Raw genomic sequence first — 25416 nt, forward strand, 5'->3', positions numbered from 1 at the left:
GCGAGCAGGGGGGTGGAACGAGCACAGGCGGGGAACGAGCGTCCGGGGGGCGGACGGTGGGCGGACGGGCCGAGGCGAGACGCTCGCACGCGCACCGCCCGCGGACACATGAACGCCCCCGGGCGGACCCGGGGGCGTTCGTGTGCGTGAGCAGTCAGATCAAGACTTGCCCTCGACAGCGCTCTGCCAGACGGGCTTGTTGTCACCGTCGAACTTGTAGATGCCGATGAAGGCGCTCGAGGGGTCGTTCTTGTCGTTGAACGGCCCCGTGCCGGCGACACCCGTGTAGTGGATGTCCTTGCCGTCGGCGATGAGAGCCTTGCAGTCGGCGTACGTGGAGCACTCTTCGCCACCGGTCGCACCCGACACCGCGGCCAGGTTCGCCTGGATGGTGGCCGGGTCGGTCGCGCCGCCCTTCAGGGCCGCGAGGGCCGAGAGGATGACCGCGTCGTAGGACTCAGCGGAGTACGAGTAGTCGTCGAGCGCCGAGCCTTCGACCGCCTCGTGCCAGGCCGAGGCCCGCTCCTTGAAGTCCTCGGCGGGGTTCGCACCGGGGATCGTGCCCTGCGCGCCCTCGAGCGTTCCGGGCTCGAAGTCCGACGAGAAGTCCGACGTGTTGCCGTCCGTGTAGTAGGTGCGGGACATGTCCCAGCCCTGCGACACGAGCTCGGGGATGATCGCCTTGGTCTCATCGAACGCGATGATCACGATCGCGTCGGGGTTGGTGGCCAGCGCCGCCGTCACCTCGGACGAGAAGGTGGTCTGACCGGGAGGGAACTCCTGGCCCGCGCCCTTGGCGCCGTAGGTGACCGAGCCGCCCGCGCCGGTGACCGTCTCCTCGATCACGTCGCGCAGGCCCGTGCCGTAAGCGTCGTTGAAGACGAGGAACGCGATGTTCGCGTTGCCGTCGCTCGTGATGAGCTGACCCAGCGCGGAACCCTGCACCGTGTCCGGCGGAGCGGTGCGGAAGTAGAAGTCGGAGTAGCCCGAGAGGGAGGCCGCCGTGTTCGCGGGCGAGATCTGCACGATCGGGCTCGCGCTCTTGGTGAGCTTGTCGACGACGTTCAGCGACACCGAGGAGGATGCGGCGCCGATCACGATCGAGACGTCTGCGTTGATGAGCTCGTCGGCCGAGGCGGACGAGACGGTCATGTCGTTGCTGTCACCGGAGTCGGTCCAGAACGTACATGCCTTGTCGCCAGCGGCGACGATGTCATCGACAGCCAGGCCGACACCGGCGATCTCGGGCGGGCCGAGGAACGCCAGGGTTCCCGTGGTGGGCAGCAGGGTGCCGACCTTCAGGATGTCAGCGCTCGTGGTGCCGTCGGCACAGTTCTGCGCCGTGTAGTCGCCACCTGCGTCTGAGCTGCCGGAGGGCGCTGCTTCGCCCCCGCCGGCACACCCGACGAGCGCAAGCGCCGAGACGCCCGCGAGGGCGGTCGCGGCAAACCACGCCTTCTTGGAGTGAACCATCTGGTTCCGTCCTTTCACTCTTCAATGCGCGACCTGGACGCCGCGTTGCGCCAGAAGCTAGCCGCGCATTGTTACGAGTGTGTTGTAGGCGCGCGTCGCGCACAGTCTCCGCACCCTTTCGCGACGAAATCGTTATGAATCGCGCCGCTTTTCGACGCATTACGTCAATTCGGCCACGTCGGACGGAGCGTTCTGCAATCCTGCGCTCTTGCGCGCACGGCGCGAGGCGACGATCGAATCCGCGCTCAGCAGGATGAGCGCCGCCCACACGAGCGCGAAGCCCGCCCACCGTCCGGCCGTCATCGGCTCGCCCAGCACCCACCACCCGATGAGGAACTGCAGCACGGGCGCGACGAACTGGACGATGCCGAGCAGCGTCAGAGGCGCCCGGCGCGCACCCGCGGCGAACAGCAGCAGCGGAACGGCCGTCACGACGCCTGCCAGCGCAAGGGCCACGGTGGTGCCCACGCCGGCGGAAGCGAAGCCCAGTCCCGTCGTCAGGCCCACCACGACGAGCTGCACGAGGGCGAGAGGGGTGAGCCAGAGCGATTCCAGCGTGAGCCCGCTGACCGCATCCACGGATGGGCCGATCTTCTTCTTCACGAGCCCGTAGAAACCGAACGAGAACGCGAGGATGAGGGCGATCCAGGGCATGGCGCCGTAGCCGACCACGATCACCACGACCGCGGCGGTGGCGAGACCGATCGCGACCCACTGCGTCGGACGCAGCCGCTCGCGCAGCACGAGCACGCCCAGCAACACCGTCACAATCGGGTTGATGAAGTACCCGAGGCTCGTCTCGATGACGTGGCCGCTCAGGGTGCCGATGAGATACGTCTGCCAGTTGACGTAGATCAGGATGCCGGCGAGCACCGTGAGGGCGACGGGCCGGCCTTGGCGCAGGATCGCACCGAGGCGCCGCCACGAGCGCGTCACCGCGATCAGGAGCGCACAGAACACCAGCGACAACAGGATGCGCCACGCCACGATCTCGAACGCGCCCACGGGCGCCAGCAGCAGGAAGTACAGCGGCAGCACGCCCCACAGCAGGTATGCGGAGAAGGCATACAGGCCGCCGGCGAGGCTCTGCTCGGTGGGAGTGCGCGGGTTCACCGATCCAGCCTAGAACCGCGGGCACGCAGTGGCGCGCGCCCGCAACGAACGAAGCCCCCGACCGAACGGCCGGGGGCTTCGAGCAGGCGATGTCAGCGGACGACGACCGCGAGCACGTCGCGCGCGGAGAGCACGAGGTACTCGTCGGCGCCGAACTTGACCTCGGTGCCGCCGTACTTGCTGTAGATCACGCGGTCGCCGACGGCGACGTCGAGCGGAACACGGTTGCCGTTGTCGTCGATGCGGCCGGGGCCCACGGCCACGACCTCGCCCTCCTGGGGCTTCTCCTTGGCGGTGTCGGGGATGACCAGGCCACTAGCGGTGGTCTGCTCGGCCTCGACCTGCTGGATGACGATGCGGTCCTCGAGCGGCTTGATGGAAACCGACACGGTCTACCTCTTCTTTCTCGCTTCGTGAAACGGAAGACTCAGTTAGCACCCTCACACCGAGAGTGCTAATGGCAAGTCTAGAGGCGTCCTGGCACTCGTGCAACGCGAGTGCCAACACGACGTCACGCCTAGGCTGGAGCGATGGAGATGAGCGAGCTGCGCGCCCTTCTCACCCCCGAAGGCCTGCGCCTGCTGGATGAGACGGGGCCGATCGAGTCGACGGCCGCGGTCGCCGCGGCCGTGAGCAGGCTCCGCGCCGCGGGACACGGTCCCGACCTCGTCTCGGCCGTGGTCAGTCAGGCGCGACTCCGCTCCCGTGCCGCGGCGAAGTTCGGGCCCTTCGCCGGGCGGATGCTCTTCACTCCCGCCGGCCTCGAGCAGGCCACGCGCCTGAGCGTGGCGGCCCGCCACGCTGGACGCTTCCGGGATGCGGGACGCCGCCGGATCGCTGATCTCGGATGCGGCATCGGCGGCGACGCCCTGGGGTTCGCAGCCCTCGGGCTCGAGGTCACCGCCGTCGACGCCGACGAGCTGACCGCGGCCGTCGCCGCCTACAACCTGGCGCCCTTCGCCGACACCGTCACGGTCTCGCACGCACGCGCAGAGGATGTCGATCTCGCGGACAGGGATGCGGTGTGGCTCGACCCTGCACGCCGCCCGGTCGGCGGGTCCCACAGCGATCGGCTGCGCGCAGACGAGTACAGCCCCGCGCTCAACTGGGCGTTCGAGATCGCCGAGCGGATCCCGACCGGCATCAAGCTGGGTCCCGGCTTCGACCGCGACAGCATCCCCCGGGATGTCGAGGCGCAGTGGATCAGTGTGGACGGCTCGACGATCGAGCTCGTGCTCTTCTCCCGGGAGCTGGCCCGCGACGGCGTACGGCGCGCAGCGCTCGTCGTCCGCGGCGACCAGGTGCACGAGCTCACATCCGCCCACGACGCCGAGGACGTCGACCCCCGCCCGCTCGGCGCCTTCCTGCATGAGCCCGACGGCGCCGTGATCCGGCTCCCGCCTGATCGGCGACGTCGCCCGCTCACTGGATGCGGGCACGCTCGACGAACGCATCGCGTACCTCACCTCGGACCAGCCGGTGACGAGCCCGTTCGTGCAGAGCTTCCGCGTGCGCGAACAACTCCCCGCCGATGAGAAGAAGCTCGCCCGCGCCCTCCGCGAGCGCGGTGTCGGGACGCTCGAGATCAAGAAACGCGGCGTCGATGTAGACCCGGCGAAGCTGCGCACCCGACTCAAGCTCACGGGCGACGCGTCGGCGACGCTGCTGCTGACGCGGATCGGCGACAAGCGGACGGCGATCCTGGCGGATCGCGTCTGATCAGCCCTCGCCGACGACCCTGCGTCGTCGGAACATCGCCGCGGCGTACACGAACGCGACGGCGGCCGCGATCACGATCGCACCCGCCGCGACGACCGCCACCGCCCCCCAGAGCGCATCGCCCGCGAGAAACGCCGACACAGCGATGAACACCGCGCTCGGCACCAGCATGCAGGCCAGAACCCCGGCCGTGACCACGACCACAGGGTTGATTCGTCCCCACTCGATCCCCATGTCTGCGAACATATCAAGCCCGCCGGGGCCGAGTGCGCGTCTCCCATCGGGAGAATCAGCCGATCCACCCCGATTGGATGCCGGCGTACATGAGCCATCCCGCGCTGTAGATCAACGAGAGCGCACCGAGCGAGACACCCCACGCCGCGATCGGGCGACTCTCCACGCACCCGCGCAACGACATGAGCCCGAGCACGACGGCTCCCACGCCGATCGGGAAGCCCCAGCCGACCACGATGGCGACGATGAGAGCGACCACCGCGAAACCGAGGGACAGCGTCGCGAAGTTCGCGGGCGACGCCGCATCCGTCGTCGGCAGGGTTGCGGTCGTCGCCGGGAGCTCCTCATGCTGGGCGACCTGCTCCTGCACGTCGACGGGCGCCGTCGGCGGGCGGGTGAAGCCGCCGCGGTGCGTGCCCGGGAGGTCGGCGGCCTGCGTCGGGACGACGACGTCGTCCGACGGCGACTCGACACGCGCGGCGACCGGCCACGGCTCGGCGGTGGGTGGCTGCGGCGAGGGATCCAGAGCCGCAGCAGCGGCCAGCAGCGGCTGCGCGGCCGCCTCGTCCGGCGGGAACGACAACGAGAACGCCTCCGGCTCGTCCGGCGCGCCCTCCCCCCGTTCGCGGTTCACCGCTGCTCCGCCACCTGGATCTCGGTGACCGGCAGCGTCGAGTCCGCGCCGAAGCGGAGCGTCGACGGCGCGCGCCCTGCGGCGATGAGCTCGGCGGCCAGCACCGCGATCATCGCGCCGTTGTCGGTGCACAGGCTCAGCGGCGGGATGCGGACCGCGACGCCGGCCGCGGCGCCGGCCGCGGCGCCGCGCTCCAGAGCCACGTCGCGCAGCCGGCGATTGGCGATCACACCGCCGCCCAGCAGCAGGCGCGGCACGTCGTGGCGCGCGCACGCATCCAGCGCCTTCGTCACGAGCACGTCGACGACAGCCTCGCGGAAGGATGCGGCGACGTCGGGCACGGACGCATCCGGCGTCTGCTCGAGGTAACGCGCCACCGCCGTCTTCAGTCCCGAGAAGGAGAAGTCGTAGCGATGCTCGGCCATATCGGAGGCGCGGGAGAGCCCACGGGGGAAACGGATCGCGGTCGGATCGCCGTCGGCGGCGGCGCGGTCGATCTGCGGGCCTCCCGGGTAGGGCAGGCCCAGGATCCGCGCGACCTTGTCGAACGCCTCTCCTGCGGCGTCGTCCACCGTCTCGCCGAGCAGCTCCACATCGCTGGTGAGGTCGCGCACGAGCAGCAGGGAGGTGTGGCCGCCGCTGACGAGAAGCGCCACCGTCGGGTACTCCAGGGGCGCCGCATCCGCATCGAGGATGTCGGCCGCGATGTGGCCCACGAGGTGGTTGACCGCGTAGAGCGGCTTGCCGAGCCCCACCGCGAGCGCCTTCGCCGCCCCGACGCCGACCATGAGTGCGCCGGCGAGGCCCCGGACCCGACGTGACGGCGACGGCATCCAGGTCGTGAAGGCCGACGCCGGCCTCGGCGAGCGCTGCGCGGATCGCGGGCTGCAGCGCCTCGAGGTGCGCGCGCGCGGCGACCTCGGGGACGACGCCGCCGTAGCGGGCATGCTCGTCCATGGAGCTGGCGATCGTGTTCGTCAGCAGCTCGCGGCCGCGGACGATGCCGATGCCGGTCTCGTCGCAACTTGTCTCGATGCCGAGCACGAGAGGTCCGCTCACGAGCACCATCCTCCGTTCACACCGGATGCGACCGCATCCTCGCCGCGCGCCGCCGCCCACGCCGGCACGTCCACGCGCATGACGATCGCGTCGACATCGTCGGGCTGGTAGTAGCGCGGACGCCGGCCCGCCTCGACGAAGCCCTCCGAGGCGTACAACCCCCGGGCGACGGGGTTGTCGTCGCGCACCTCGAGGAACACCTCGCGTACGCGTCGTTCGTGGGCCTTCGACAGGAGCGTGCGCAACAGGGCCCGTCCGAAGCCCCGTCCGCGGGACGACGCGTCCAGAGCGATCGTCTGGATGTCGCCGTCGCGCGCTCCCTCAGGCGCGCGCAATCCCGCGTAGCCGACGAGCCGGCCGCCGTGCTCCAGTGCGACGTAGTGCCCGTGCGGGGAGGCGAGCTCCTCGCGCATCATGGCCTCGCTCCACGCGTCCGTGGGAAAGCTCGCCCGCTCCAGCCGCATGATCGCGTCGAGGTCGGCGGGTGTCGCCGGACGGATCACGACCCCACCCGCTTCGGCGCGTGCGGGCTCGTGACGTCCGGAGAACGCAGATACAGCGGCTCGTCCGCGGCGATCGTGCGGCCGGCGGCGACGGCCCGCGCGCCGCACAGGGCCAGCACCGTGGCGGGGATCGCCGTCGCGTCGATGCGCGCAGCCCCGAGCGCCGTGAGCCGGTCGTCCAGCTCGTCACGCGGACTGAGGGCGGGACCGGTGACCCGCGCGGGCAGGCCGTCGTCGTCGAGGCCGCGGTAGATCGTGTACGCGTACTCCCGACGCCGTGCGTCGGTGACGACGGCGAACGTGCCGGCGTCGGCATCCTCCATCGCCGCCGCGAGGAGCACTCCCAGAGCGACGGCGTCGTGGCTGGCGACGGGCACCACCGGCACCCCGCGGGCGAGCGCGAACGCGCGTGCGGCGGCGATGCCGATCCGCAGGCCCGTGAAGGGGCCCGGGCCCATACCGGCGACGACATGCGTGATGCGCGCATCATCGGCCGCGCCGAGCCCCGAGCCGTGCGCTGCCGTGGTGCGCGCGGCCTCCGTCACCGTGAGCAGCAGGTCGCCGATGACCTCGGCGTGGCCGAGCGGGTTGTCGCTGGAGACCTCGGCGCGCACGACGCCGTCGGGATCGATGACGGCGAGCGCCGTTCCGAGCGAGGTGTCGATGCCGAGGAACACCCCTCCAGGGTAATGCGGCAGCGTCGCGGTGCTCAGACCGTGTGGTGCGTGATGGTCACCAGACGCGGCGTCTCGGCATCCAGGTCGTCGTTGTGGCGCTGATACGTGCCGCAGGCGCTGTCCACGCCGCGGCCGTCCCACTCGCGGTCGAGCTCGACCTCCCACCACGAGTCCGCGATCGCCTCGATGAGGCCGTGGCCCCATTCCACGACCACGACCGAGCCCGGCAGGTCGATGTCGAGGTCGTCGAGCTCCGCCGCCGAACCCAACCGGTAGGCGTCCACGTGAACCAGGGGCGCCCCGCCGGTGAGGGAAGGATGCGTGCGGGCGATCACGAACGTGGGGCTCTGAATCGGACCGCGCACGCCGAGACCCGCGGCGATCCCGCGGGTCAGGGTGGTCTTGCCGGCCCCCAGCGCCCCCGTCAGCACGACGACGTCGCCCGCGTGCAGACGTTCCCCGATCTGCCGGCCCAGCTGCTCCATATCGTGCGGTGAGACGATCTCCCGTTCGCCGAGCAACTCGTCCATCGCCGGCTCACCGACCTTGTTCGTCATGCCGTGTGGAACACCGGCGGTGCCGGATTCATGCCCGCTCATCGCTCGAGCTGGTGCCGCGGCACACGTGCACCGATGCGCGTGACGATCTCGTAGTTGATGGTGCCTGCGGCGATCGCCCAGTCGGTCGCGGAGGGTACGCCGAGGGTCGGATCGCCGAAGAGCACGACCTCATCGCCCACGTGCACGTCGGCGTCGCCGACGTCGACGACGAACTGATCCATCGCGATGCGTCCGGCGACACGATGACGCTCGCCCGCGATGCGCACCGGCCCCGCGCCGGAAGCCTGGCGCGGTACCCCGTCGGCATACCCCAGCGGCACGAGCGCGAGCGTCGTGTCGCCGTCGGTGCGGTAGTCGTACCCGTACGAGACGCCCTGCCCCGCCCGGACGCGCCTGACGGCCGCGACGGCCGCGCGCAGCGTCATGGCCGGGCGCAGGCCCAGATCGGCCGAGGAGCGATCGTCGAAAGGCGACAGGCCGTAGATGCCGATCCCGATGCGCACGCAGTTCAGGCGGGTCTGCGGCAGGGCGAGCGCGGCGTGGGTGGCGGCGATGTGACGCAGGCGCGGAGTCAGTCCCGCGGCGGATGCAGCGGCGACCGCATCCTCGAAGCGCGCGAGCGCCGCCAGGTCGTCCTCGGCGGAGGCGTTGGAGAGGTGGCTGAAGATGCCGATCACGCGCACCCGACCCAGCCGCTCCCACCGGGCGGCCTCCGCGAACAACGCGGCGTAGTCGGCGGGCGAGGCGCCGTTGCGCCCCAGTCCGGTCTCGAGCTTGAGGTGCAGCACGGCGGGTCGCTCGCCGCTTCCAGCGGCGGCCGCCGCGTTCAGCTGATCGAGGTTCGAGATCCCCAGCTCGATGCCGCGCTCGACCGCTTCGCCGAAGGAGGCGCCAGGGGCGTGCAACCAGGCCAGGATGGGGGCGTCGATCCCGGCGCGCCGCAGCGCCAGCGCCTCGGCGACGTCGGCGACACCGATGCGCGTCGCGCCGCCGGCGAGCGCCGCCGCGGCGGAGCGCGCGGCTCCGTGCCCGTACCCGTCGGCCTTGACGACGGCGATGACCTCGACACCCGTCAGTCGCCGCAGATGACGCACGTTGTCGGCGATCGCCTCGACATCGATCACCGCTTCTCGCATGACCCCGGCCGGCAGCGTACTCATGGGACCTCCCGTCGCCGCATCCAAGGTACCGGGTGACGCGGGACGCTCAGCGCCGCCACTTGGGCACGGGAGGCTGCCATGCGGCGAACCCCGCGAGCAGCGCCGCCGGGTCCACGGCGATCCCGAGCGTGTCGCGGAAGGCCGGGGTCAGGAAGCCGGCCTCGACCATGGCGTCCAGCATCGCCCCCAGGGGCGCCCAGTAGCCGTCGACGTCGTAGAGCGCGATTGGTTTGCGGTGCAGACCCAATTGCAGCCAGGTCCAGGCTTCGAAGAGCTCCTCGAGCGTGCCCGCCCCGCCGGGGAGGGCGACGAATGCGTCGGCGAGCTGCGCCATCCGCGTCTTGCGCTCGTGCATGTCGGTGACGATCTCGAGCCGGGTGAGGCCGGGGTGGGCGAGTTCCGCATCCACCAGAGCCTGCGGGATCACCCCGTGCACCTCCCCGCCTGCGGCGAGGGCCGCATCCGCGACGACCCCCATGAGTCCGGCACGCCCACCGCCGTACACGAGTCCGACGCCGGATGCGGCGAGCGCCTCCCCCACCGCGGCGGCGGCTTCGGCGTAGGCCGGCGAGGCGCCGAGGGCGGAGCCGGTGTAGACGGCGACGCGCGCGATCATGCCGGCGCCGCCTCGGCGACGACGTACGCCGTTGCGAGTCCGGCGTCGTGGCTCATCGACAGGTGCAGCGCCACGATGCCGCGTGCCGAGACGATCTCGGCCGTCGATCCCGTCAGCGTGAAGATCGGCCGGCCCGAGGGTTCCGACGCCACCTCGATCTCGACCCAGTGCACGCCGTCCGACCCACCCAGCGCCTTGATCAGCGCCTCCTTCGCGGCGTACCGCGCGGCGAGAGACCGCGGCTTCAGCACGCGCTCCGCCGGCGAGAAGAGGCGGGTGAGCAGGCCAGGGGTGCGCGCGAGCGTGCGCTCGAACCGCGGCACGTCGACCATGTCGACGCCGATTCCGACGATCATGTGCCCTCCCGGATGCGGCGGCTCGCCGCATCCGCCACCCTATCCGCGCCCCGGATGCCCGAGATGCGTCGCCGTTGCGCGACTGCCTCAGAAATGCGCAAGCGCGCCTGTTCATCACAGGCGCGCTTGCGCAGAAGTGTGGCCCTTACTCGACCGTGACGGACTTGGCCAGGTTGCGCGGCTGGTCCACATCCAGACCCTTCGCCGTCGCGAGGCCCATCGCGAAGATGTGCAGCGGGACGACCGCCAGCAGCGCCTCGAACAGGGGCCCGGCGAGCGGGATGTGCAGCACCTCGTCGGAGAACGGCAGGACGCTCGCGTCGCCCTCCTCCGCGATCACGATGACGCGGGCACCGCGAGCCCGGATCTCCTGGATGGTTGGAGACCACCTTGTCGTGCAGCACCGAGGACTCCCGCGGCGACGGCACGATCACGAACACCGGCTGACCGGGCTCGATCAGCGCGATGGGCCCGTGCTTCAGCTCGCCGGCGGCGAAGCCCTCCGCGTGGATGTAGGAGATCTCCTTGAGCTTGAGGGCACCCTCGAGCGCGATCGGGTAGCCGACGTGGCGACCGAGGAACAGCACCGAGCGCGTGTCGGCCATCCAGTGCGCGAGCTGGGTGATGCGCTCCTGCTGCGTCTCGAGGATGGTGCTGATCTTGCCGGGCACCGACTCGAGCTCGCGCACGTGGTCGGCGATCTCGGCGGCCGTCAGCGATCCGCGCACGTGAGCGATGTGCAGCGCGAGCAGGTAGATCGCGGTGATCTGCGCGACGAAGGCCTTCGTCGAGGCCACGGCCACCTCGGGGCCGGCGTGCGTGTAGACGATCGCGTCCGACTCGCGCGGGATGGTGGCGCCCTGCGTGTTGCAGATGGAGAGCGTGCGTGCGCCGCGCTCGCGGGCGTACTTGACCGCCATCAGGGTGTCCATGGTCTCGCCCGACTGGCTGATCGACACGACGAGCGTGCGGGGACCGATCACCGGGTCGCGGTAGCGGAACTCGTGCGCGAGCTCGACGTCGACCGGGATGCGGGTCCACAGCTCCAGCGCGTACTTGCCGGTCTGCCCGGCGTACGCCGCCGTGCCCGCGGCGATGATGACCACGCGATCGATGTCGGCGAAGAGCTCGTCCAGACCGTCGAGTTCGGGGACGACGACGACGCCGTCGCGGATGCGGCCGCGGATGGTGTTGGCGACGGCTTCGGGCTCCTCAGAGACCTCCTTCGCCATGAACGAGGACCATCCGCCCTTCTCGGCGGCGGCGGCATCCCAGGTCACTTCGAACGGCTCGGGCTCCACGACGTTGCCGGCGAAGTCCGTGACCTCGACGCCATCGGGGGTGATGGCGACGATCTCGTCCTGGCCGATCGCGAGCGCGTTGCGGGTGTGCTCGACGAAGGCGGCCACGTCGGAGCCGAGGAAGTTCTCGCCCTCGCCGAGGCCGATCACGAGCGGCGAGTTGCGGCGTGCGGCGACCACGAGACCCGGGTGGTCCTTGTGCATCGCGAGCAGCGTGTAGGCGCCCTCGAAGCGGCCGACGGTCGCGCGGAAGGCGGCGATGAGGTCTCCGGATGCCGCGTACTCGCGGCCGATCAGGACCGCGGCGACCTCGGTGTCGGTCTCGCTGCGGAAGGTGAAGCCCTCGCTGACGAGCTCGGCCTTGAGGGCCGCGAAGTTCTCGATGATGCCGTTGTGGATGACGGCGAGCTTGTCGTCGTCGGCCAGGTGCGGGTGCGCGTTCGCATCCGTCGGACCGCCGTGGGTCGCCCAGCGCGTGTGGCCGATGCCCGTGGTGCCGTCAGCGAGGGGCACGCGTGCGAGGTCGTCGCGCAGCACGCTGAGCTTGCCGGCGCGCTTGCGCATCCCGAGGTCGCCGTCGGCACCGATCACCGCGATGCCGGCCGAGTCGTATCCGCGGTACTCGAGACGGGCCAGACCCGAGATCAGGATGTCCTGGCTCGGCCGAGGGCCGACATATCCGACGATGCCACACATGGTTTCCATCGTAGATGGGCCCAGCCGTGAACCCGCCCGGCGCCGAGCCGTGCAATCGGAGCGCCCAGGCGCCGCGGGGGCAAGTGCGCGCCGCTCGGGGCAGGCGCGCCGCTCGCAAGGGCGACAGTTCTCCGCATCCGCGCCAGTGAATGACTGTGGCGGATGCGGAAGGGTGTGGCATCTGCGCACCTGCGACGCAACTCGGGCACGGGGAACCCGACAGGGCGGCGGGCGTCAGAGCTTGCGCAGGAGCACCGTCTCGACGGCGTGGGAGGCGCCCTTGCGCAGCACGAGCGAGGCGCGGTGCCGCGTGGGCAGCACGTTCTCGATGAGATTCGGCAGGTTGATGCTGTTCCAGTAGTACGCGGCGCGCTCACGCGCCTCCTCGTCGGAGATGTCCGCGAGCACCCGGAAGAACGAGTTCGGGTTACTGAACGCGGCATCGCGCAGCGCGAGGAAACGATCGGTGTACCAGCGCTGGATGTGCTCGGGGTCGGCGTCCACGTAGATCGAGAAGTCGAACAGGTCGCTCACCGCCACGTCGTGCGGCACGGGCGGCGGCTGCAGCACGTTGAGACCCTCCACGATGACGACGTCCGGTCGGTGCACGCTCGTATGCGCATCGGGGACGATGTCGTAACGCATGTGCGAGTAGTACGGGGCGTGCACCTCGGCGGCGCCCGACTTCACCGCCGTGAGGAACGCGATCAGCGCGCGGCGGTCGTAGGACTCGGGGAAGCCCTTGCGGTCCATCAGTCCGCGGCGCTCCAGCTCCGCGTTCGGATAGAGGAAGCCGTCGGTGGTCACCAGCTCGACGCGGGGGGTGCCCGGCCACCGGCTCAGGAGCTCGCGCAGCAGCCGGGCGATCGTGGACTTCCCGACCGCGACGGAGCCCGCGACGCCGATCACGAACGGCGTCGTCTCATCGGGCTCGCCCAGAAAGGTGCTCTCCTCGGCGCCGAGGCGCTTGGTGGCGGATGCCCGCAGCGACAGCAGCCGACTGAGCGGAACGTACACCTCGCGCACCTCGGTAACGTCGAGCATGTCGCCCAGGCCCCGCAGCTGCACGACCTCAGCCTCGGTCAGCGGCTGGTCCATGCCGCGGGCCAATCGCGCCCAGTCGGAGCGGTCGATCTCGCGGTACAGGGATTCGGCTGACGCCGCCGGCAGGGTGGTCTCCTCTGGCACCCGCCCATCGTAGTGGCGACGCGCCGGCGCGGCGTTCCCCTCGCAGCGCGGGCAAAGCCGGACGCCGCTACTCTCGTCGGGTGCGGCTCGGAGTTCTCGACATCGGTTCCAACACCGTGCATCTGCTCGTGGCGGATGCACACCCCGGCGGAAGGCCGCTCGCGACGACGAGTCACCGCACCGTCCTGCGCCTCATGCGCTACCTCACCCCCGCGGGTGCGATCAGCGAGGAGGGTGTGCGCGCGCTCGAGGATGCGGTCGCCGAGGCGCGCGAGACCGCGCGGCGCGAGGGCGTCGCGGAGCTGCTCGCGACCGCGACCTCCGCGGTGCGCGATGCCACCAACGGCGAGCTCGTCATCGCCCGGATCGAGGAGGCCCTCGGCCAGCCTCTCCAGGTCCTCGGCGGGGAGGACGAGGCCCGCTTCACGTTCCTCGCGGTCCGGCGCTGGCTCGGCTGGTCGGCGGGCCAGATCCTGCTCTTCGACATCGGCGGCGGCTCGCTGGAGATCGCGGCGGGTTCCGACGAGCTCCCCGAGCGCGCCGCATCCGTTCCCCTCGGCGCCGGCCGGATGACGGTGGGGTATCTCCCGGAGGATCCTCCGGGAGAGGATGCGGTCGAGCGCCTGCGCGCGCACGCCGCGGAGGTGCTCGCTCCCGTGGCCGCCGGGTTCCAGGCGCTGCAGCGCCCAGACCACGTGGCCGGCTCGTCGAAGGCCATCCGCTCGCTCGCACGACTCGCGGGGTACCCGGTGCCGGGATGGTCCGGGAGCGAACGACTCCTGCTGCCGCGTCAGGCACTGGGTTCCTGGATCCCGCGCCTGGCGCGCCTGCCCGCCAGCGCACGTCAGGAGCTGCCCGGGATCACCCCCGACCGCACGTTCCAGATCGTGGCGGGCGCGGTCGTGCTGCACACGGCGATGCGCACGCTCGACATCGACGAGCTCGAGGTGAGCCCATGGGCGCTGCGGGAGGGCGTGCTGCTGCGGTACATCGAGGCGATGGCCTGGGGCTGACGGCCCGTAGCCCCCAGCGGCGGGGCGACCATAGACTGACCGCCGTGATCCGCGGGGGGGGTCATCTGCACCCGTCCCGCGGATCACGGTACCGACGTCCCCCCATTGGCGGCCGCCGTCAACTCGAGAGCAGGACCTTCCGTCGGTAGGAACGAAAATATGCCAACTCAGGACGAACAACAAGACTCTGGACGCAGAGTCCATAACGATTCGTCGCAGACGGGCCGCGCGCGGCGCATCCCGCGCGACGAGCTGCGCCGGCGCGTCCTGGATGCGGCGGCCGATCTGCTCGCTGACGGCGCCGTCAGCGTGGGACTGCACCAGCTCAACATGGAGGAGCTCATCCGACGCGTCGGTGTGCCGCGAAGCTCGGCGTTCGCGGCGTTCGGCGGCAAGGACCAACTGCTCTCCGCGCTCATGCTGCGCCTGCTGGAGCCGCGCGGACCGCATCCGATCGGTTACTCCGCCGCCACGATTCAGATCGCGACGGCGGTCTTCGAGCAGTACGCGGACCACCTGGTCGACGCGGACGGCGCGCCCGACCCCGTCGGCGCCGAGAGGGTCCTGCAGGAGTCCGTGCGCCGAGCCATCGGACAGAACGTGCTCGACACGATGGCCTCCACCGAGTGGAAGAACTACATGGCGCTCTCCGTCTCGGTGGGCTCGCTCCCCGTCGAACAGCAGACGGAGGTGCGCCGTGCGCTCGCGGCGAGTGAGACCCGGTTCCTGGCGGAGATCGCGGACATCTACCAGCGGGTCCTCGCCCGTGTCGAGCGGGAGCCGGTCCCCGGAGTCACGTGGCTCCAGATCGCCGCGGCGGGGGCATCGCTCATCGAGGGCATGGCCAGCAAGCGCCTCGTCGGCATCGAGGGCATCGACGACGTGGTGCTGCGCGAAGGCATCGACGGCGAGGAGGTTCCGTGGGAGCTGCCGGCGCTGGCGTTCTGGTCGCTGCTGATGGGCCTGACCCGCACGGTGGGAGAACCCCGTCATACGGCCTGAGCGCGTCCGGGCGAGCCGATAAGATACGGGGGCGCCCATCCCCCACCCTCAGCGCGCAACATCCATCCTGTCTGCGAAGGAAGATCTGTGGCGAGACTGCGCATCGCACTCGTCGAGGACCAGCCGCTCTATCGCGACATGCTCGTCGGCCTCCTGCGCGCCGTCCCCGATTTCGACCTCGTCGTCGCCGCCGGTTCTGCCGCCGAGACCGCGGGCTTCCCCCGCGATCTCGATGTCGCACTGCTGGACATCACCCTCCCCGACGGCGACGGGATCGAGGTGGGCCGTCGGCTCCAGGAGCGTCAGAGTTCCCTGTCGATCGTGCTGCTGTCGGCCGTCGACCGCCTCAACACTCTCCTCGATGTACCGGAGGAGCAGCGTCGCCGATGGAGCTACCTCTCCAAGACCTCCGCGCTGTCGGCGCCTTCGCTGGTCTCCGCCCTCCGCGCCAGCGCGGGGGGACGCAGCGTGCTCGATCGCGAGCTCGTCGAGCGTCGCCGCGCCCGCCCGCGGGGCCGCCTGGCCGCCCTCAGCACACGTCAGTTCGAGGTGCTGACTCTCCTGGCAGAGGGACTGACGAACACCGCCATCGCCCGCCGGCTCAATCTCGCCGACCGCTCTGTCGACAACCACGTCAACGCCGTCTACAGTGCACTGGGACTCGGCGGGGACGCCGAGCGCAACCCGCGCGTGAGCGCTGTACGCATCTTCCTCGAGGAGAGCGCGTGAGCGCAGATCCCCCGAGCGAGTTCGCTCTTGTGGATCGGGCCGCGGACCAGCGGCAGTTCTCCTTCGTCGCGCTGGCTCTGGGCGGCACTCTCTCGCTGGCCATCAGCGCTCAGGCCGTGCTCCTGCTCGGAATCAACTCCGTGTCTCTGCGCGGCACCGACGCATCGCCGTTCGTCGATCTCGTCATCCGGGTCGCGATCAACCTCTGTGGCGTCGCGATCGCGACGCTGCTCGCGACCCGTGCCGGCCTCATCTTCCGTACCGGGATCATCCGCATCGCGGTGCTGCTCGGGTGCGCGGGCGCGGCGGCCGCGTGCCGCGCCGCCGCACAGATCCTCGTCGGGATCTATCCCTCCGCCATGCTCGCGCTCGCGGATGCGGGCATCGCGACGCTGCTCCTGTCGGGAACGTTCGTGTTCGCCCTGCAGAGCGTCGGTTCGCGCCGCCGAGCGCGCGAGGCGGAGCGTGCCCGGCTCGCGCAGGCCGCCCAGGCGACGGCGGCGCTGGCCGCACTTCAGGACGAGGAACTCCACGTCCGACGGGAGATCGCGGACACTCTCCACGGCACGCTCCAGGGTCGCGTCGTCATGCTGCAGGCCGACCTGCGCGATGTGGCCTCCGGGCTCGACGGCCTCCCCCGTGACCGGATCGACCGGATCCGCGAGGAGCTGGACGCCTTGCGCGAGAACGAGCTGCGGACCGTGAGCGCCACGCTCTACCCCGAAGGCATCGATCGCGGAGTGGTCGCCGCCCTCAGGGCACTCGTCTCCCGCGTCCCCGCCGCGATCGACGTGTCCTTCGTGGTCGTCCCCACCGGAGCCGAGCCCGAACTCGACCTCGGCCGCCGTCTCGCGCTCGCGCGGGTCGCCGAGGAGGGGGTCTCGAACGCGCTGCGTCACGGGCTCGCCGCCCGGATAGACATCGTGCTGCACGTCGGCCTCGACGAGCTGACGCTCAGCGTGCGCGATGACGGCGTCGGAGTGGACCCGACCGCGACGCTGAGCGGGCTGCGCCGTCTGACCGACCGGCTGGAGGGCCTGGGAGGAGGCCTCGCGCTGACGGCGACGGACCCCGGAGCCGAACTCGTCGCCCGAGTGCCGCGCGGCTGAGACGCCTCAGAGCGCGAGACGCTCGCGCACGACGGCTGCCAGTCGCTCGGCGATCTGCTGGGCCTGCTCGGCGTCCTCCGCCTCGACCATGACGCGCACGAGCTGTTCCGTCCCCGACGCGCGCAGGAGCACGCGTCCGCTCGATCCGAGCTCGGCTTCGGCGGCAGCGACGGCCTCGGCGACGCCCGGATCGGCGACGCGGGTACGGTCGACATCCTTGACGTTGATGAGCACCTGCGGGAAGACGGTCATCACCGAGGCGAGCTCCGCCAGAGAACGCCCCTGGCGCGCCATCTCGGACATCAGGTGCAGCCCTGTCAGCAGTCCGTCGCCGGTGGTCGCGAAATCGCTCATGATCACGTGACCCGACTGCTCGCCGCCCAGCGCGTACCCACCGGAGTTCATCTCCTCCAGCACGTAGCGGTCTCCGACGGCCGTCTGCAGCACGCGGATGCCGTTGGCGGCCATCGCGCGGTGGAGTCCGAGGTTGCTCATCACGGTGGCGACGAGGGTGTCGTCACGCAGGACGCCGCGATCACGCATCGAGACGGCCAGGATCGCCATGATCTGGTCGCCGTCGATCACGCGACCCGCCGCATCCACGGCGAGGCAACGGTCGGCGTCGCCGTCGTGCGCGATGCCGAGGTCGGCACCGACCCGCAGCACCTCTGCGGCCAGATGATCGAGGTGCGTCGAGCCGACGCCGTCGTTGATGTTGAGCCCGTCGGGATCGGCACCGATCACGGTGACGCGCGCGCCCGCATCCCGGAACGTCTCGGGAGAGACGCCGGCGGCCGCGCCGTGGGCGCAGTCGAGCACCACGTGCAGGCCGTCCAGGCGGTGCGGCAGCGACTGCAGCAGATGGACGACGTAGCGGTCCTCCGCGTCGGCGAAGCGACGGATGCGGCCGACCTCGGCACCCGTGGGCTGGAGCTTCGGGCCCGCGAGCGCGAACTCGATGCGCTGCTCGACGGCATCGGGCAGCTTCACGCCGCCGCGCGCGAAGATCTTGATCCCGTTGTCGGGAGCGGGGTTGTGCGACGCCGAGACCATCACTCCGAAATCGGCGTCGATGTCGCCGATGAGGAAGGCGGCCGCAGGCGTGGGCAGCACACCGGCGTCCAGGACGTCGACTCCCGAGGATGCGAGGCCGGCGGCCACGGCCGCGGCGAGGAACTCTCCCGAGATCCGTGGATCCCGCGCGACGACCGCGGTGGGCCGCTTGCCCGCCGCACGCCGGGCCTCCGCAGAACGGCCCTGGCCCAGGACGACAGCGGTCGCCTGGGCCAGGGAAAGCGCCAGATCGGCAGTGAGGGGGCCGTTCGCCAGCCCCCGCACGCCGTCCGTACCGAACAACGCCATTCGGCGTGTCAGCGCTTCGAGTACTGAGGAGCCTTGCGGGCCTTCTTGAGACCAGCCTTCTTGCGCTCCTTCACACGAGCGTCGCGCGAGAGGAAGCCGGCCTTCTTGAGCGTCGGGCGGTTGTTCTCCTCGTCGATGCCGTTGAGCGAGCGGGCGATGCCCAGACGCAGCGCACCGGCCTGACCCGAAGGGCCACCACCGTGGATGCGGGCGATCACGTCGTACGCGTCGGTGAGGTTGAGGATCGTGAAGGGGTCGGTCACGAGCTGCTGGTGCAGCTTGTTCGGGAAGTAGTCCTCGAACGTGCGGCCGTTGATCGTGATCTTGCCGGTGCCGGGGACGATGCGCACGCGGGCGATGGCCTGCTTGCGACGACCGACGGCGGCGCCGGGGACGGAGAGCACGGGACGCTCGACGGCCGCAGCCTCGAGGTCGGCCGGGGTCTCGGTCGAGTAGTTGGTGGTTTCTTCGATGTTCGCCACGAGAGTGTCCTTAGTCTGAGCGGCGCTTACTGGGCGACCTGGTCGAAGGCGTAAGCCGTGGGCTGCTGCGCGGCGTGCGGGTGCTCCGCACCGCGGTAGACCTTCAGCTTCGAGAGCTGCTGGCGACCCAGGCTGTTCTTGGGGAGCATGCCGCGAACGGCCTTCTCCACGGCGCGGACGGGGTTCTTCTCGAGCAGCTCCGAGTAGGTGACGGACTTGAGGCCGCCCGGGTAACCGGAGTGGCGGTACGCCTTCTTCTGCTCGAGCTTCTGCCCGGTGAGGGCCACCTTGTCGGCGTTGATGACGATGACGAAGTCACCGGTGTCGACGTGGTTGGCGAAGGTGGGCTTGTGCTTGCCGCGGAGAAGGGTGGCCGCGTGCGAGGCGAGGCGCCCGAGGACGACGTCGGTCGCGTCGATGACCAGCCACTCGCGCTGGATCTCGCCAGCCTTGGGGGTGAAAGTGCGCGTCACGTTAGTGCTGCTTTCTTGATCGAACGGAGAGGTTCGTGAATCCCGCTCCGGGGTGCTTCCCGCAGGAAGACGCCAGTGGAGGGCTCACGTTCGTGGTGCCGACCAGCAGGGATGCGGCACCAAACGAGAAGCTTAGCACGTCGGAGTCCCCCGCCCGGCATCCACCTCTCTGCGAGATCACCATCTCGATGCACAGAAGTTGTGCAAAGGATCTGTGCATGGCTAGGGTCGGAGCATGGACGAGCCTCGCCGCGACAGCACCATCCGCCTCGACAGCCGCGCCGTGCGCGCGCTCGCCCATCCGTTGCGCTCGCGCATCCTGAGTCGCCTGCGCACTCGCGGCCCCGCCACTGCGACCGAGCTCGCAGCCGCCCTCGGCACCAATACGGGCGCGACGAGCTACCACCTGCGTGCTCTCGGTGAGGTGGGGCTGGTGACCGACACCGGAGAGGGCGAGGGACGCCGCCGCGAGTGGCGCGCGGCGAGCGAGCGTCACTCATGGGTCGATTCCGACTTCGCCGGCGATGAGGACGCCCGGACCGCACTGGCATGGCTGAGCCGCGACTACGTGCGTCAGTTCGCGGTGGGCGCCGAGCGATGGCTGGATGCGGCCGAGCACTGGCCCACGGAATGGGTCGACGTGCTGGGCCTGTCCGACGGCTTCCTGACCGTGACGCCCGAGCAGACCGCCGCCTTCTCCGCCGAGCTGGCGCAGCTCATGGCGCGCTACCGCGATGCGGGCACGGCCGATCCGCGGGCGCGCCGCATCCACGTCAGCTCGTTCGCGAGACCCCTCGACCTGGACGACGCGTGATCGACGCCGCGGGCGCCCAGCGCCGTTTGCTGTGGCTGACGGCGCTGCGCTGGCTGCCGGTCGGGGTCACCTTCGGACTCACCGCGCTCCTTCCGCTGGAGCGCGGTCTCAGTCTCGTCGAGGTCGGCGCGATCCTGTCGCTGCAAGGGATCGTCGCGCTCGTGCTGGAGCTGCCGACCGGCGGGCTCGCCGACACCCTGGGTCGCCGGCCGGTGCTGTTGATCGCGGCTGTGATCGGCCTCGCGTCCACCGTGCTGTTCGTGCTCGCGCAGGACGTCGCGGCCTTCGCGATAGCGATGCTCCTGCAGGGCGTGTTCCGCACGCTCGACTCCGGCCCGCTGGAGGCCTGGTACGTCGACACGACGCACGCCGCCGATCCCGACGCCGCCGTGGAGCAGGGGCTCGCCCGCGCCGCCACGGTGCTCGGCGTCTCGATCGCGGCGGGAGCGCTCGGCGGCGGACTGCTCGTGGCATGGGGACCGCTTCCCGGCGCGTCCGCGCTCGTGCTGCCGTTCCTCGTGAGCCTCGCGCTGTCCGCCGCGAGCGTCGTCGTCACAGCGATCCTCGTGGTCGAGCCGGCACGCCCGCGCCGACGGAAGCACGGTGCGGCCACAGACTCTTCGGGACTGCTCGCGGCACTGCGGCTGGTCCGCCGTTCCCCGGTCCTGCGTGCGCTGCTGGCGGTGGAGGTCTTCTGGGCCGTCGCGATGGTCGCGTTCGAGACGCTCACACCTGTGCGGCTGGCGGAACTCGCCGGCGGCGAGAACGCGGCGGGTGCACTGTTCGGCCCCGCATCCGCCGCCGCCTGGGGGCTCTTCGCTCTCGGCTCGCTTCTGGCGGGGCGCGCGGCACGGCGATGGGGCGTGGCCGTCACCGCGGCGCTGGCCCGCATCCTGAACGGCGCGTTCGTGGTCGTCATGGGCGTCGTCGCCGGGCCCGTGGGCCTGCTCGCCGCGTACGGCGCCGCGTACCTCTCGCACGGAGCCGCCAGCCCCATGCACAACACGCTGCTCCACCGCCAGGCGGACAGCGGCACGCGCGCCAGCGTGCTCTCCGCCAACGCGATGGTCTCCGGCGGCGTCTACAGCGCGGGCCTGCTCGCCCTGACCGTGCTGGCGGAGCACACCGGTACGGGCATCGCCTTCGCCGCCGCGGGAGCCTTCAGCGTGTTCGGCGCGCTCTGCTACCTCCCGGCGTGGCGGGCCGAGCACGCCGCTGCCCGGACGTGACACCCGTGGACTGCCCGCCCACAGATCGCCCGCCGACGCGGCCGGGTGCGCGGGCATTCCGTAACGTACGGCTGTGATGCCCGACGCCGTCGCCCCCGTCCGCGCGTTGCGCAGCGTCCCCTTCCTCGCCGCCGTCAACCTCGCCGCTCTCGGAGCGTTGACCGCGCCCGCGGTCGTCGGGCTCCCGGTGCGGGTGGCGGACCTCGTCCCCGCCGCCGATCGCGCAGGCACGCTCGCGGTGATCATCGCCGCCGGCGCACTCGCCGCGATCGTGGCGAACCCGCTCGTCGGATTCCTCTCGGACCGCACGCGTGCCGGGTGGGGCAGGCGCCGCCCGTGGATGCTGGCCGGCGCGGTCGCCGGGCCGCTGGCGGCCTGGTGGCTCCTGAGCGCGACCGACCTGTTCACCCTGGTGCTCGCGTGGGTCGGGATGCAGGTCTGCTACAACGCGGTGCTGTCCACCGCCGCCGCCCAGCTCGCCGACACCGTCGAGGAGAGATGGCGCGCGGGGGCGTCGGGGATCTTCGCGGCGGCCGCCTTCCTCGGCACCCTCCCCCCGCTCGTGATCGCGGCGGCCCTCCCCACCCAGTTGGTGCTCGCCTCGGCGATCATGCCCGCCGCTGCGGTGATCGCGGTCGTCCTGTGCGTCCTGTTCGTGCCGGATGCCACCGTCGCGGACATCGACCTGCCCTCCCGGTCCCCGGGTGGTCGTCGCTTCGCCCCGGCCCCCGGCTTCACCCTCGTGTGGGTCCAACGACTTCTGCTGCAGTCGGCGTTCTCGCTGACCACCGCCTTCACCCTGTACTTCGTGATGGACCGCATGCTGCGCGACCAGGCCTCCGCCACGAGCGTCACGTCCCTGTCCACGGTGCTCGGCGGCGGTGCCATCGTCATCGCCGCCGTCACGATGGGTCTGCTCGCCGGTCGCCGCGGCGACTACCGGCCGTTCCTGGCGGCCGCCATCGTCGGTCTCATCGCGGCCGCCCTCCTGCGCGCGTTCGCCATGGAGCACGTGCAGCTGTGGACGAGTGCGCTCGTGGGCGGGCTCGCCATGGGCGCCTTCTTCGCCGTCGACTTCGCCCTCGCGCTGCGCACGATCCCCGCCGAACGCACGGGCGCCTACCTCGGGGTCCTCAACGCGACCGAGACCATTCCGCAGGTCGTCGGGCCCCTGGCGGCCGCGGCGCTGCTCGCCACGGGGAGCGACCCGCTCGGTGGGCGCGGCGGCGACTACGTCGCGCTGTACGTGACCGCGGCGGCGGTGGCGCTGCTCGCACTGGTGCTGCTGCGCTTCGTCGCTCCCTACGCCCGCCGACCCGTCAGCGCTCCGGCCCCCGAAGATCCAGCGCTGCGAGGGCGCGAAGAGCGTCGGCACGCGAGCTGACGCCGAGCTTGCGGTAGAGACTGCGCAGCTGCGACTTCACGGTGTTCGGCGAGACGACCAGGGCAGCCGCGATCTCGGCGACCGTCTCGCTGCGCGTCAGCTCGTCGGCCACCGCGATCTCGCGAGGGGTCAGCTGCACGCGACGGCGGGTGGCCGGGACCATGCCGATCCGCCCGGCGCGCGCGATCAGCTCCTGCTCGTGGGGATCCACCGCGATCTCGGCCATGGCCTCGAGCGCATGGGTCGGCACCATCGCCAGCGGAACCAGCAGACCGCGCTGTCCGAGCTCAGCCGCGAGACGGCCCAGCATCCGCCGCGCCCCGTCCCGGTCGGCACCGCCCAGAGCGAGCGCGCCCACGGTGAGCGCGAGGTGCTCGGCGTCGATGCGAGCGGAGGCGGCCATGCCCGCCGATGCCTGCAGCAGACGCACGGCGCCTTCCACGTCGCCGGCGGCCAGCGCGATGCGTCCGAGGCTCACCCCGCGCCGCGCGGGGTCCTTGTCCTTGGCCACGACGCGCTCCGCCCCGGCGGCGTCGCCCGCCGCGAGCAGCACGAGAGCGCGCGTGTGCCGCAGTCTGCTCAGCGTCAACTCGGACGTCGCGTGACGCGCCTGCTGGGTGCGCAGGGCGTTCGCGAGCACAGCGTGCGCCGCACCCGCCTGCCCGCGCGCCAGGGCGATCAGGACGTCGAGGTGGGTCAGCAGCGGCCAGTGCTCGATCGTCGCGCGGTGGGGATCGAGGATGCGGATGGCGGTGTCCGCCGCATCCGGGTCGCCGTCTTCGAGGGCGGCGAAGCCGCGCGCCAGCTGAAGGAAGCTGCCCGGATACCCCTCGATCCAGCGTTCGGGCCAGACGCGTGAGAGCGCTTCATCGATCACCTCCCGCGACTCGTCGACCTCGCCCGTCACAGCGAGCGTCCCCGCGGTCAGCGCGAGCCCCTGGAGCCCCGCGAACAGTCCCTTCGCGTCGCTGACGGCCGTCGAGCGGCGGAAGCAGTCGAGCGCCTGGGCGGTGAGGCCGCCGTAGAACAGCGAGGTGCCGATCTGGTTGTACACGGTGGGCTCGTTGCGCCCCAGCCGATCCCGCTCAGCCGCGTCCATCTCCTGCAGCGCACGGTACCCGTCGCGGGCGGCGACGAGCGCTCCGGAGCGACCCGAGACACGGTAGGAGGTGGTCTCGATCGCGCGCAGCAGCACGCGATCGGCGGGCGGCGCGGTGGCCCGCTGCATCCTGGCGCCGTAGATGGCCAGACCGAAGTACTCGAGCGCCCGCAGACGCTGGGTGCCGCTCGCATTGGCGACGATCGCCAGCACCATCGCCACGAGCGGTCGCGTGCGCAGCGACAACAACGGCACGTGGGCGAACAGCTCGGTCAGACGGCCCCGGTAGGAGAGCAGTTCGTTCCAATGGCGACGCAGGACCTCGTCGACGAGCGATGCATCGTCGATCTCGGCCGCGCGCCGCAATGCCGAGAACGCCAGACCCCGCTCGAGCTCCCAGCGCGCGACCCGTCGGCTGATCTCGCGCACCTCGGGTCGCGAACGCTCGCGACGCAGGCTCTCCTCCGCGGCCAGACGCAGGAACGGCGAGAAGACGAACACGGCGGACGCGTCACGCGGGCCGGGCGTCTCCCAGGAACCGAGCCCCTCCGCCTCCGCCGTCTCGAGGAATCGCAGCGCGTCGGATCGGCCGGTGATCGCCTCGGCCAGACGGACGTCGAGCGCGTCGGCGACGGCCACCGTCTCGAGGAACCCCACGAACGCGTCGTCCCAGTGCCCGCCGCGCAACCGCAGCAGCGACCGGGCAGCCCGTTCGACGTTCGCCTCGGAGGCGCCCACATCGCCGAGAGCGAGCATGCGGGCGAGGGCCGGGACGCCTGCGGCGGCGACGATCCTGTCAGCGGTCGCGGCGTCGCCGGCGAGCGCGAGCGCCTCGGATGCGGTGAGGGCCAGTTCCGCTCTGCCCACGATGACCGCGTCGGCCACGACCGCGAGACTCGGCTCGGTCACGAGGGACGCGCGGCGGACGGCGACGCGCAGGACGGCTCGGGGACGTCCGCGAGGAGGTCGACGAGCCCTCGCACGGTCGCCTCTGAGAGCCGGTCACCGTCGTCGAGGGCGACCGCGAGCGGGCCGGTCCGGCGCCGGAGCCCGCGGGCGAGCAGACCCCAGGGGTCGTCGTCGACGGCGAGCGTCTCCGCGGCCGTGCGGAGCGGATTGCCGTCGTCGAGGAGTCCCGCATCCGCGAGCTGCGCGGCGAGCTGCTGGACGAAGGGGCGCGGTTCACCGCCGCCGTCGCGCACCCGCATCCAGACGCCGCGGTACGCGGTGCTGCGCGTCCACTGCGCCATCGCGACCGTCTTGCCATACCCCATCGGGGCGTGCAGGACGACCAGCGGCGCCGCATCATCGAGCGCGGCCACCAGACGGGGCCGCGCGAGGACGCCGACGCCGGCACGCGGCACAGCGGACAGGCTCATCGGGTGGTCTCCGGCGACGTGCCCGGGTGACCCGAACCCCGCCGCCGACTCC

General features: G+C 71.3%; 24 protein-coding genes and 3 pseudogenes. 8 read left to right on the plus strand and 19 right to left on the minus strand.

Translation table 11 applies throughout. From position 1 onward, the window contains the following. Positions 1-159: 159 nt before the first annotated feature. From QE377_RS03825 to groES, 3 genes are all read right to left on the minus strand, one after another. Positions 160-1473, minus strand: a complete 1314-nt coding sequence (locus tag QE377_RS03825) for an ABC transporter substrate-binding protein (protein WP_307319799.1) — start codon at positions 1471-1473, stop codon at positions 160-162. 159 nt (positions 1474-1632) lie between these two features. After that, positions 1633-2586 carry an EamA family transporter RarD gene (gene rarD, locus QE377_RS03830; RefSeq protein WP_307319801.1) on the minus strand — a complete coding sequence of 318 codons (954 nt, stop codon included), beginning with the start codon at positions 2584-2586 and terminating at the stop codon, positions 1633-1635. A 92-nt stretch (positions 2587-2678) separates the two neighbouring features. Continuing rightward, entirely contained in the window at positions 2679-2975 is a 297-nt protein-coding gene (gene groES / locus QE377_RS03835; protein WP_047543013.1) for a co-chaperone GroES, read from the minus strand. Positions 2976-3116: 141 nt separating this feature from the next. Here groES and QE377_RS03840 point away from each other — a divergent pair. Beyond that, positions 3117-4305: pseudogene (locus QE377_RS03840) on the plus strand (SAM-dependent methyltransferase). On the opposite strand, the gene QE377_RS03845 reads toward QE377_RS03840, so the two are convergent. The 11 genes and pseudogenes from QE377_RS03845 to coaA form a co-directional block, all read right to left on the minus strand. Continuing rightward, complete coding sequence (locus QE377_RS03845; protein WP_307319802.1) at positions 4306-4539, minus strand: hypothetical protein; 234 nt, start codon at positions 4537-4539, stop codon at positions 4306-4308. Positions 4540-4594: 55 nt separating this feature from the next. After that, on the minus strand, positions 4595-5173 hold the full coding sequence (locus QE377_RS03850; protein WP_307319803.1) for a hypothetical protein: 579 nt from the start codon (positions 5171-5173) through the stop codon (positions 4595-4597). Continuing rightward, positions 5170-6241: pseudogene (gene tsaD / locus QE377_RS03855) on the minus strand (tRNA (adenosine(37)-N6)-threonylcarbamoyltransferase complex transferase subunit TsaD). Before tsaD ends, QE377_RS03850 begins: the two are co-directional and overlap by 4 nt. Then, positions 6229-6735: a ribosomal protein S18-alanine N-acetyltransferase gene (gene rimI, locus QE377_RS03860; RefSeq protein ID WP_307319804.1), complete on the minus strand. Its 507-nt coding sequence runs from the start codon at positions 6733-6735 to the stop codon at positions 6229-6231. The pseudogene tsaD and the gene rimI overlap by 13 nt, the downstream one beginning before the upstream one ends. Then, the gene (tsaB, locus tag QE377_RS03865; protein WP_307319805.1) at positions 6732-7412 is read right to left on the minus strand and encodes a tRNA (adenosine(37)-N6)-threonylcarbamoyltransferase complex dimerization subunit type 1 TsaB; all 681 of its coding nucleotides are present in this window, start codon (positions 7410-7412) and stop codon (positions 6732-6734) included. Before tsaB ends, rimI begins: the two co-directional genes overlap by 4 nt. 32 nt (positions 7413-7444) lie before the next feature. Continuing rightward, complete coding sequence (tsaE, locus tag QE377_RS03870; protein WP_373459552.1) at positions 7445-7942, minus strand: tRNA (adenosine(37)-N6)-threonylcarbamoyltransferase complex ATPase subunit type 1 TsaE; 498 nt, start codon at positions 7940-7942, stop codon at positions 7445-7447. Between the two features lie 65 nt (positions 7943-8007). After that, entirely contained in the window at positions 8008-9132 is a 1125-nt protein-coding gene (alr, locus tag QE377_RS03875) for an alanine racemase (protein ID WP_307319807.1), read from the minus strand. Positions 9133-9178: 46 nt separating this feature from the next. Next, the gene (locus QE377_RS03880) at positions 9179-9748 is read right to left on the minus strand and encodes a TIGR00730 family Rossman fold protein (RefSeq protein WP_307319808.1); all 570 of its coding nucleotides are present in this window, start codon (positions 9746-9748) and stop codon (positions 9179-9181) included. Beyond that, positions 9745-10104: a holo-ACP synthase gene (locus QE377_RS03885; protein WP_307319810.1), complete on the minus strand. Its 360-nt coding sequence runs from the start codon at positions 10102-10104 to the stop codon at positions 9745-9747. The genes QE377_RS03880 and QE377_RS03885 overlap by 4 nt, the downstream gene beginning before the upstream one ends. 145 nt (positions 10105-10249) lie before the next feature. After that, positions 10250-12101, minus strand: a pseudogene (gene glmS, locus QE377_RS03890) (glutamine--fructose-6-phosphate transaminase (isomerizing)). Between the two features lie 234 nt (positions 12102-12335). Beyond that, entirely contained in the window at positions 12336-13289 is a 954-nt protein-coding gene (gene coaA / locus QE377_RS03895; RefSeq protein ID WP_307319812.1) for a type I pantothenate kinase, read from the minus strand. 80 nt (positions 13290-13369) lie between these two features. On the opposite strand from coaA, the gene QE377_RS03900 reads away from it, so the two are divergent. The 4 genes from QE377_RS03900 to QE377_RS03915 all read left to right on the plus strand — a co-directional run bounded on the left by QE377_RS03900 (position 13370) and on the right by QE377_RS03915 (position 17142). Beyond that, positions 13370-14302, plus strand: coding sequence for a Ppx/GppA phosphatase family protein (locus tag QE377_RS03900; RefSeq protein WP_307319814.1), 933 nt, complete (start codon positions 13370-13372; stop codon positions 14300-14302). 159 nt (positions 14303-14461) lie between these two features. Next, positions 14462-15304, plus strand: coding sequence for a TetR family transcriptional regulator (locus tag QE377_RS03905; protein ID WP_307319816.1), 843 nt, complete (start codon positions 14462-14464; stop codon positions 15302-15304). An 87-nt stretch (positions 15305-15391) separates the two neighbouring features. After that, positions 15392-16033: a LuxR C-terminal-related transcriptional regulator gene (locus QE377_RS03910; protein ID WP_307319817.1), complete on the plus strand. Its 642-nt coding sequence runs from the start codon at positions 15392-15394 to the stop codon at positions 16031-16033. Next, the gene (locus QE377_RS03915; protein ID WP_307319818.1) at positions 16030-17142 is read left to right on the plus strand and encodes a sensor histidine kinase; all 1113 of its coding nucleotides are present in this window, start codon (positions 16030-16032) and stop codon (positions 17140-17142) included. The genes QE377_RS03910 and QE377_RS03915 overlap by 4 nt, the downstream gene beginning before the upstream one ends. Before the next feature lie 6 nt (positions 17143-17148). Here the strand turns inward: QE377_RS03915 and glmM are convergent, their stop codons facing one another. The 3 genes from glmM to rplM are packed head-to-tail and all read right to left on the minus strand — an operon-like array spanning position 17149 to position 19459. Continuing rightward, positions 17149-18504: a phosphoglucosamine mutase gene (gene glmM / locus QE377_RS03920; RefSeq protein WP_307319819.1), complete on the minus strand. Its 1356-nt coding sequence runs from the start codon at positions 18502-18504 to the stop codon at positions 17149-17151. An 8-nt stretch (positions 18505-18512) separates the two neighbouring features. Beyond that, positions 18513-18986, minus strand: coding sequence for a 30S ribosomal protein S9 (gene rpsI, locus QE377_RS03925; RefSeq protein WP_307319820.1), 474 nt, complete (start codon positions 18984-18986; stop codon positions 18513-18515). A 26-nt stretch (positions 18987-19012) separates the two neighbouring features. Then, positions 19013-19459, minus strand: coding sequence for a 50S ribosomal protein L13 (gene rplM, locus QE377_RS03930; RefSeq protein WP_243226823.1), 447 nt, complete (start codon positions 19457-19459; stop codon positions 19013-19015). Between the two features lie 235 nt (positions 19460-19694). On the opposite strand from rplM, the gene QE377_RS03935 reads away from it, so the two are divergent. The 3 genes from QE377_RS03935 to QE377_RS03945 all read left to right on the plus strand — a co-directional run bounded on the left by QE377_RS03935 (position 19695) and on the right by QE377_RS03945 (position 22886). Next, complete coding sequence (locus tag QE377_RS03935; RefSeq protein ID WP_307319823.1) at positions 19695-20273, plus strand: helix-turn-helix transcriptional regulator; 579 nt, start codon at positions 19695-19697, stop codon at positions 20271-20273. Continuing rightward, on the plus strand, positions 20270-21502 hold the full coding sequence (locus tag QE377_RS03940) for an MFS transporter (protein ID WP_307319824.1): 1233 nt from the start codon (positions 20270-20272) through the stop codon (positions 21500-21502). The genes QE377_RS03935 and QE377_RS03940 overlap by 4 nt, the downstream gene beginning before the upstream one ends. 76 nt (positions 21503-21578) lie before the next feature. Continuing rightward, entirely contained in the window at positions 21579-22886 is a 1308-nt protein-coding gene (locus tag QE377_RS03945) for an MFS transporter (RefSeq protein WP_307325865.1), read from the plus strand. On the opposite strand, the gene QE377_RS03950 is transcribed toward QE377_RS03945, so the two are convergent. Both QE377_RS03950 and QE377_RS03955 read right to left on the minus strand, forming a co-directional pair. Further along, entirely contained in the window at positions 22822-24894 is a 2073-nt protein-coding gene (locus QE377_RS03950; RefSeq protein WP_307319825.1) for a LuxR C-terminal-related transcriptional regulator, read from the minus strand. The genes QE377_RS03945 and QE377_RS03950 overlap by 65 nt on opposite strands. Further along, a complete protein-coding gene (locus QE377_RS03955) occupies positions 24891-25364 on the minus strand; it encodes a hypothetical protein (RefSeq protein WP_307319826.1) in 474 nt (157 codons plus the stop codon). Before QE377_RS03955 ends, QE377_RS03950 begins: the two co-directional genes overlap by 4 nt. Between the last annotated feature and the right edge of the window lie 52 nt (positions 25365-25416).

Source organism: Microbacterium sp. SORGH_AS_0862 (assembly GCF_030818795.1).
Classification (GTDB): domain Bacteria; phylum Actinomycetota; class Actinomycetes; order Actinomycetales; family Microbacteriaceae; genus Microbacterium.

Bases quoted from the DNA above. Each gene is read 5' to 3' on its own strand.
- glmM (WP_307319819.1), bottom strand. From the start codon at position 18,504: ATGGCGTTGTTCGGTACGGACGGCGTGCGGGGGCTGGCGAACGGCCCC.
- QE377_RS03885 (WP_307319810.1), bottom strand. From the start codon at position 10,104: ATGATCGTCGGAATCGGCGTCGACATGGTCGACGTGCCGCGGTTCGAG.
- QE377_RS03905 (WP_307319816.1), top strand. From the start codon at position 14,462: ATGCCAACTCAGGACGAACAACAAGACTCTGGACGCAGAGTCCATAAC.
- QE377_RS03880 (WP_307319808.1), bottom strand. From the start codon at position 9,748: ATGATCGCGCGCGTCGCCGTCTACACCGGCTCCGCCCTCGGCGCCTCG.
- QE377_RS03945 (WP_307325865.1), top strand. From the start codon at position 21,579: ATGCCCGACGCCGTCGCCCCCGTCCGCGCGTTGCGCAGCGTCCCCTTC.
- QE377_RS03825 (WP_307319799.1), bottom strand. From the start codon at position 1,473: ATGGTTCACTCCAAGAAGGCGTGGTTTGCCGCGACCGCCCTCGCGGGC.
- tsaE (WP_373459552.1), bottom strand. From the start codon at position 7,942: ATGGACGAGTTGCTCGGCGAACGGGAGATCGTCTCACCGCACGATATG.
- QE377_RS03845 (WP_307319802.1), bottom strand. From the start codon at position 4,539: ATGGGGATCGAGTGGGGACGAATCAACCCTGTGGTCGTGGTCACGGCC.
- QE377_RS03935 (WP_307319823.1), top strand. From the start codon at position 19,695: ATGGACGAGCCTCGCCGCGACAGCACCATCCGCCTCGACAGCCGCGCC.
- QE377_RS03955 (WP_307319826.1), bottom strand. From the start codon at position 25,364: ATGAGCCTGTCCGCTGTGCCGCGTGCCGGCGTCGGCGTCCTCGCGCGG.
- alr (WP_307319807.1), bottom strand. From the start codon at position 9,132: ATGAGTACGCTGCCGGCCGGGGTCATGCGAGAAGCGGTGATCGATGTC.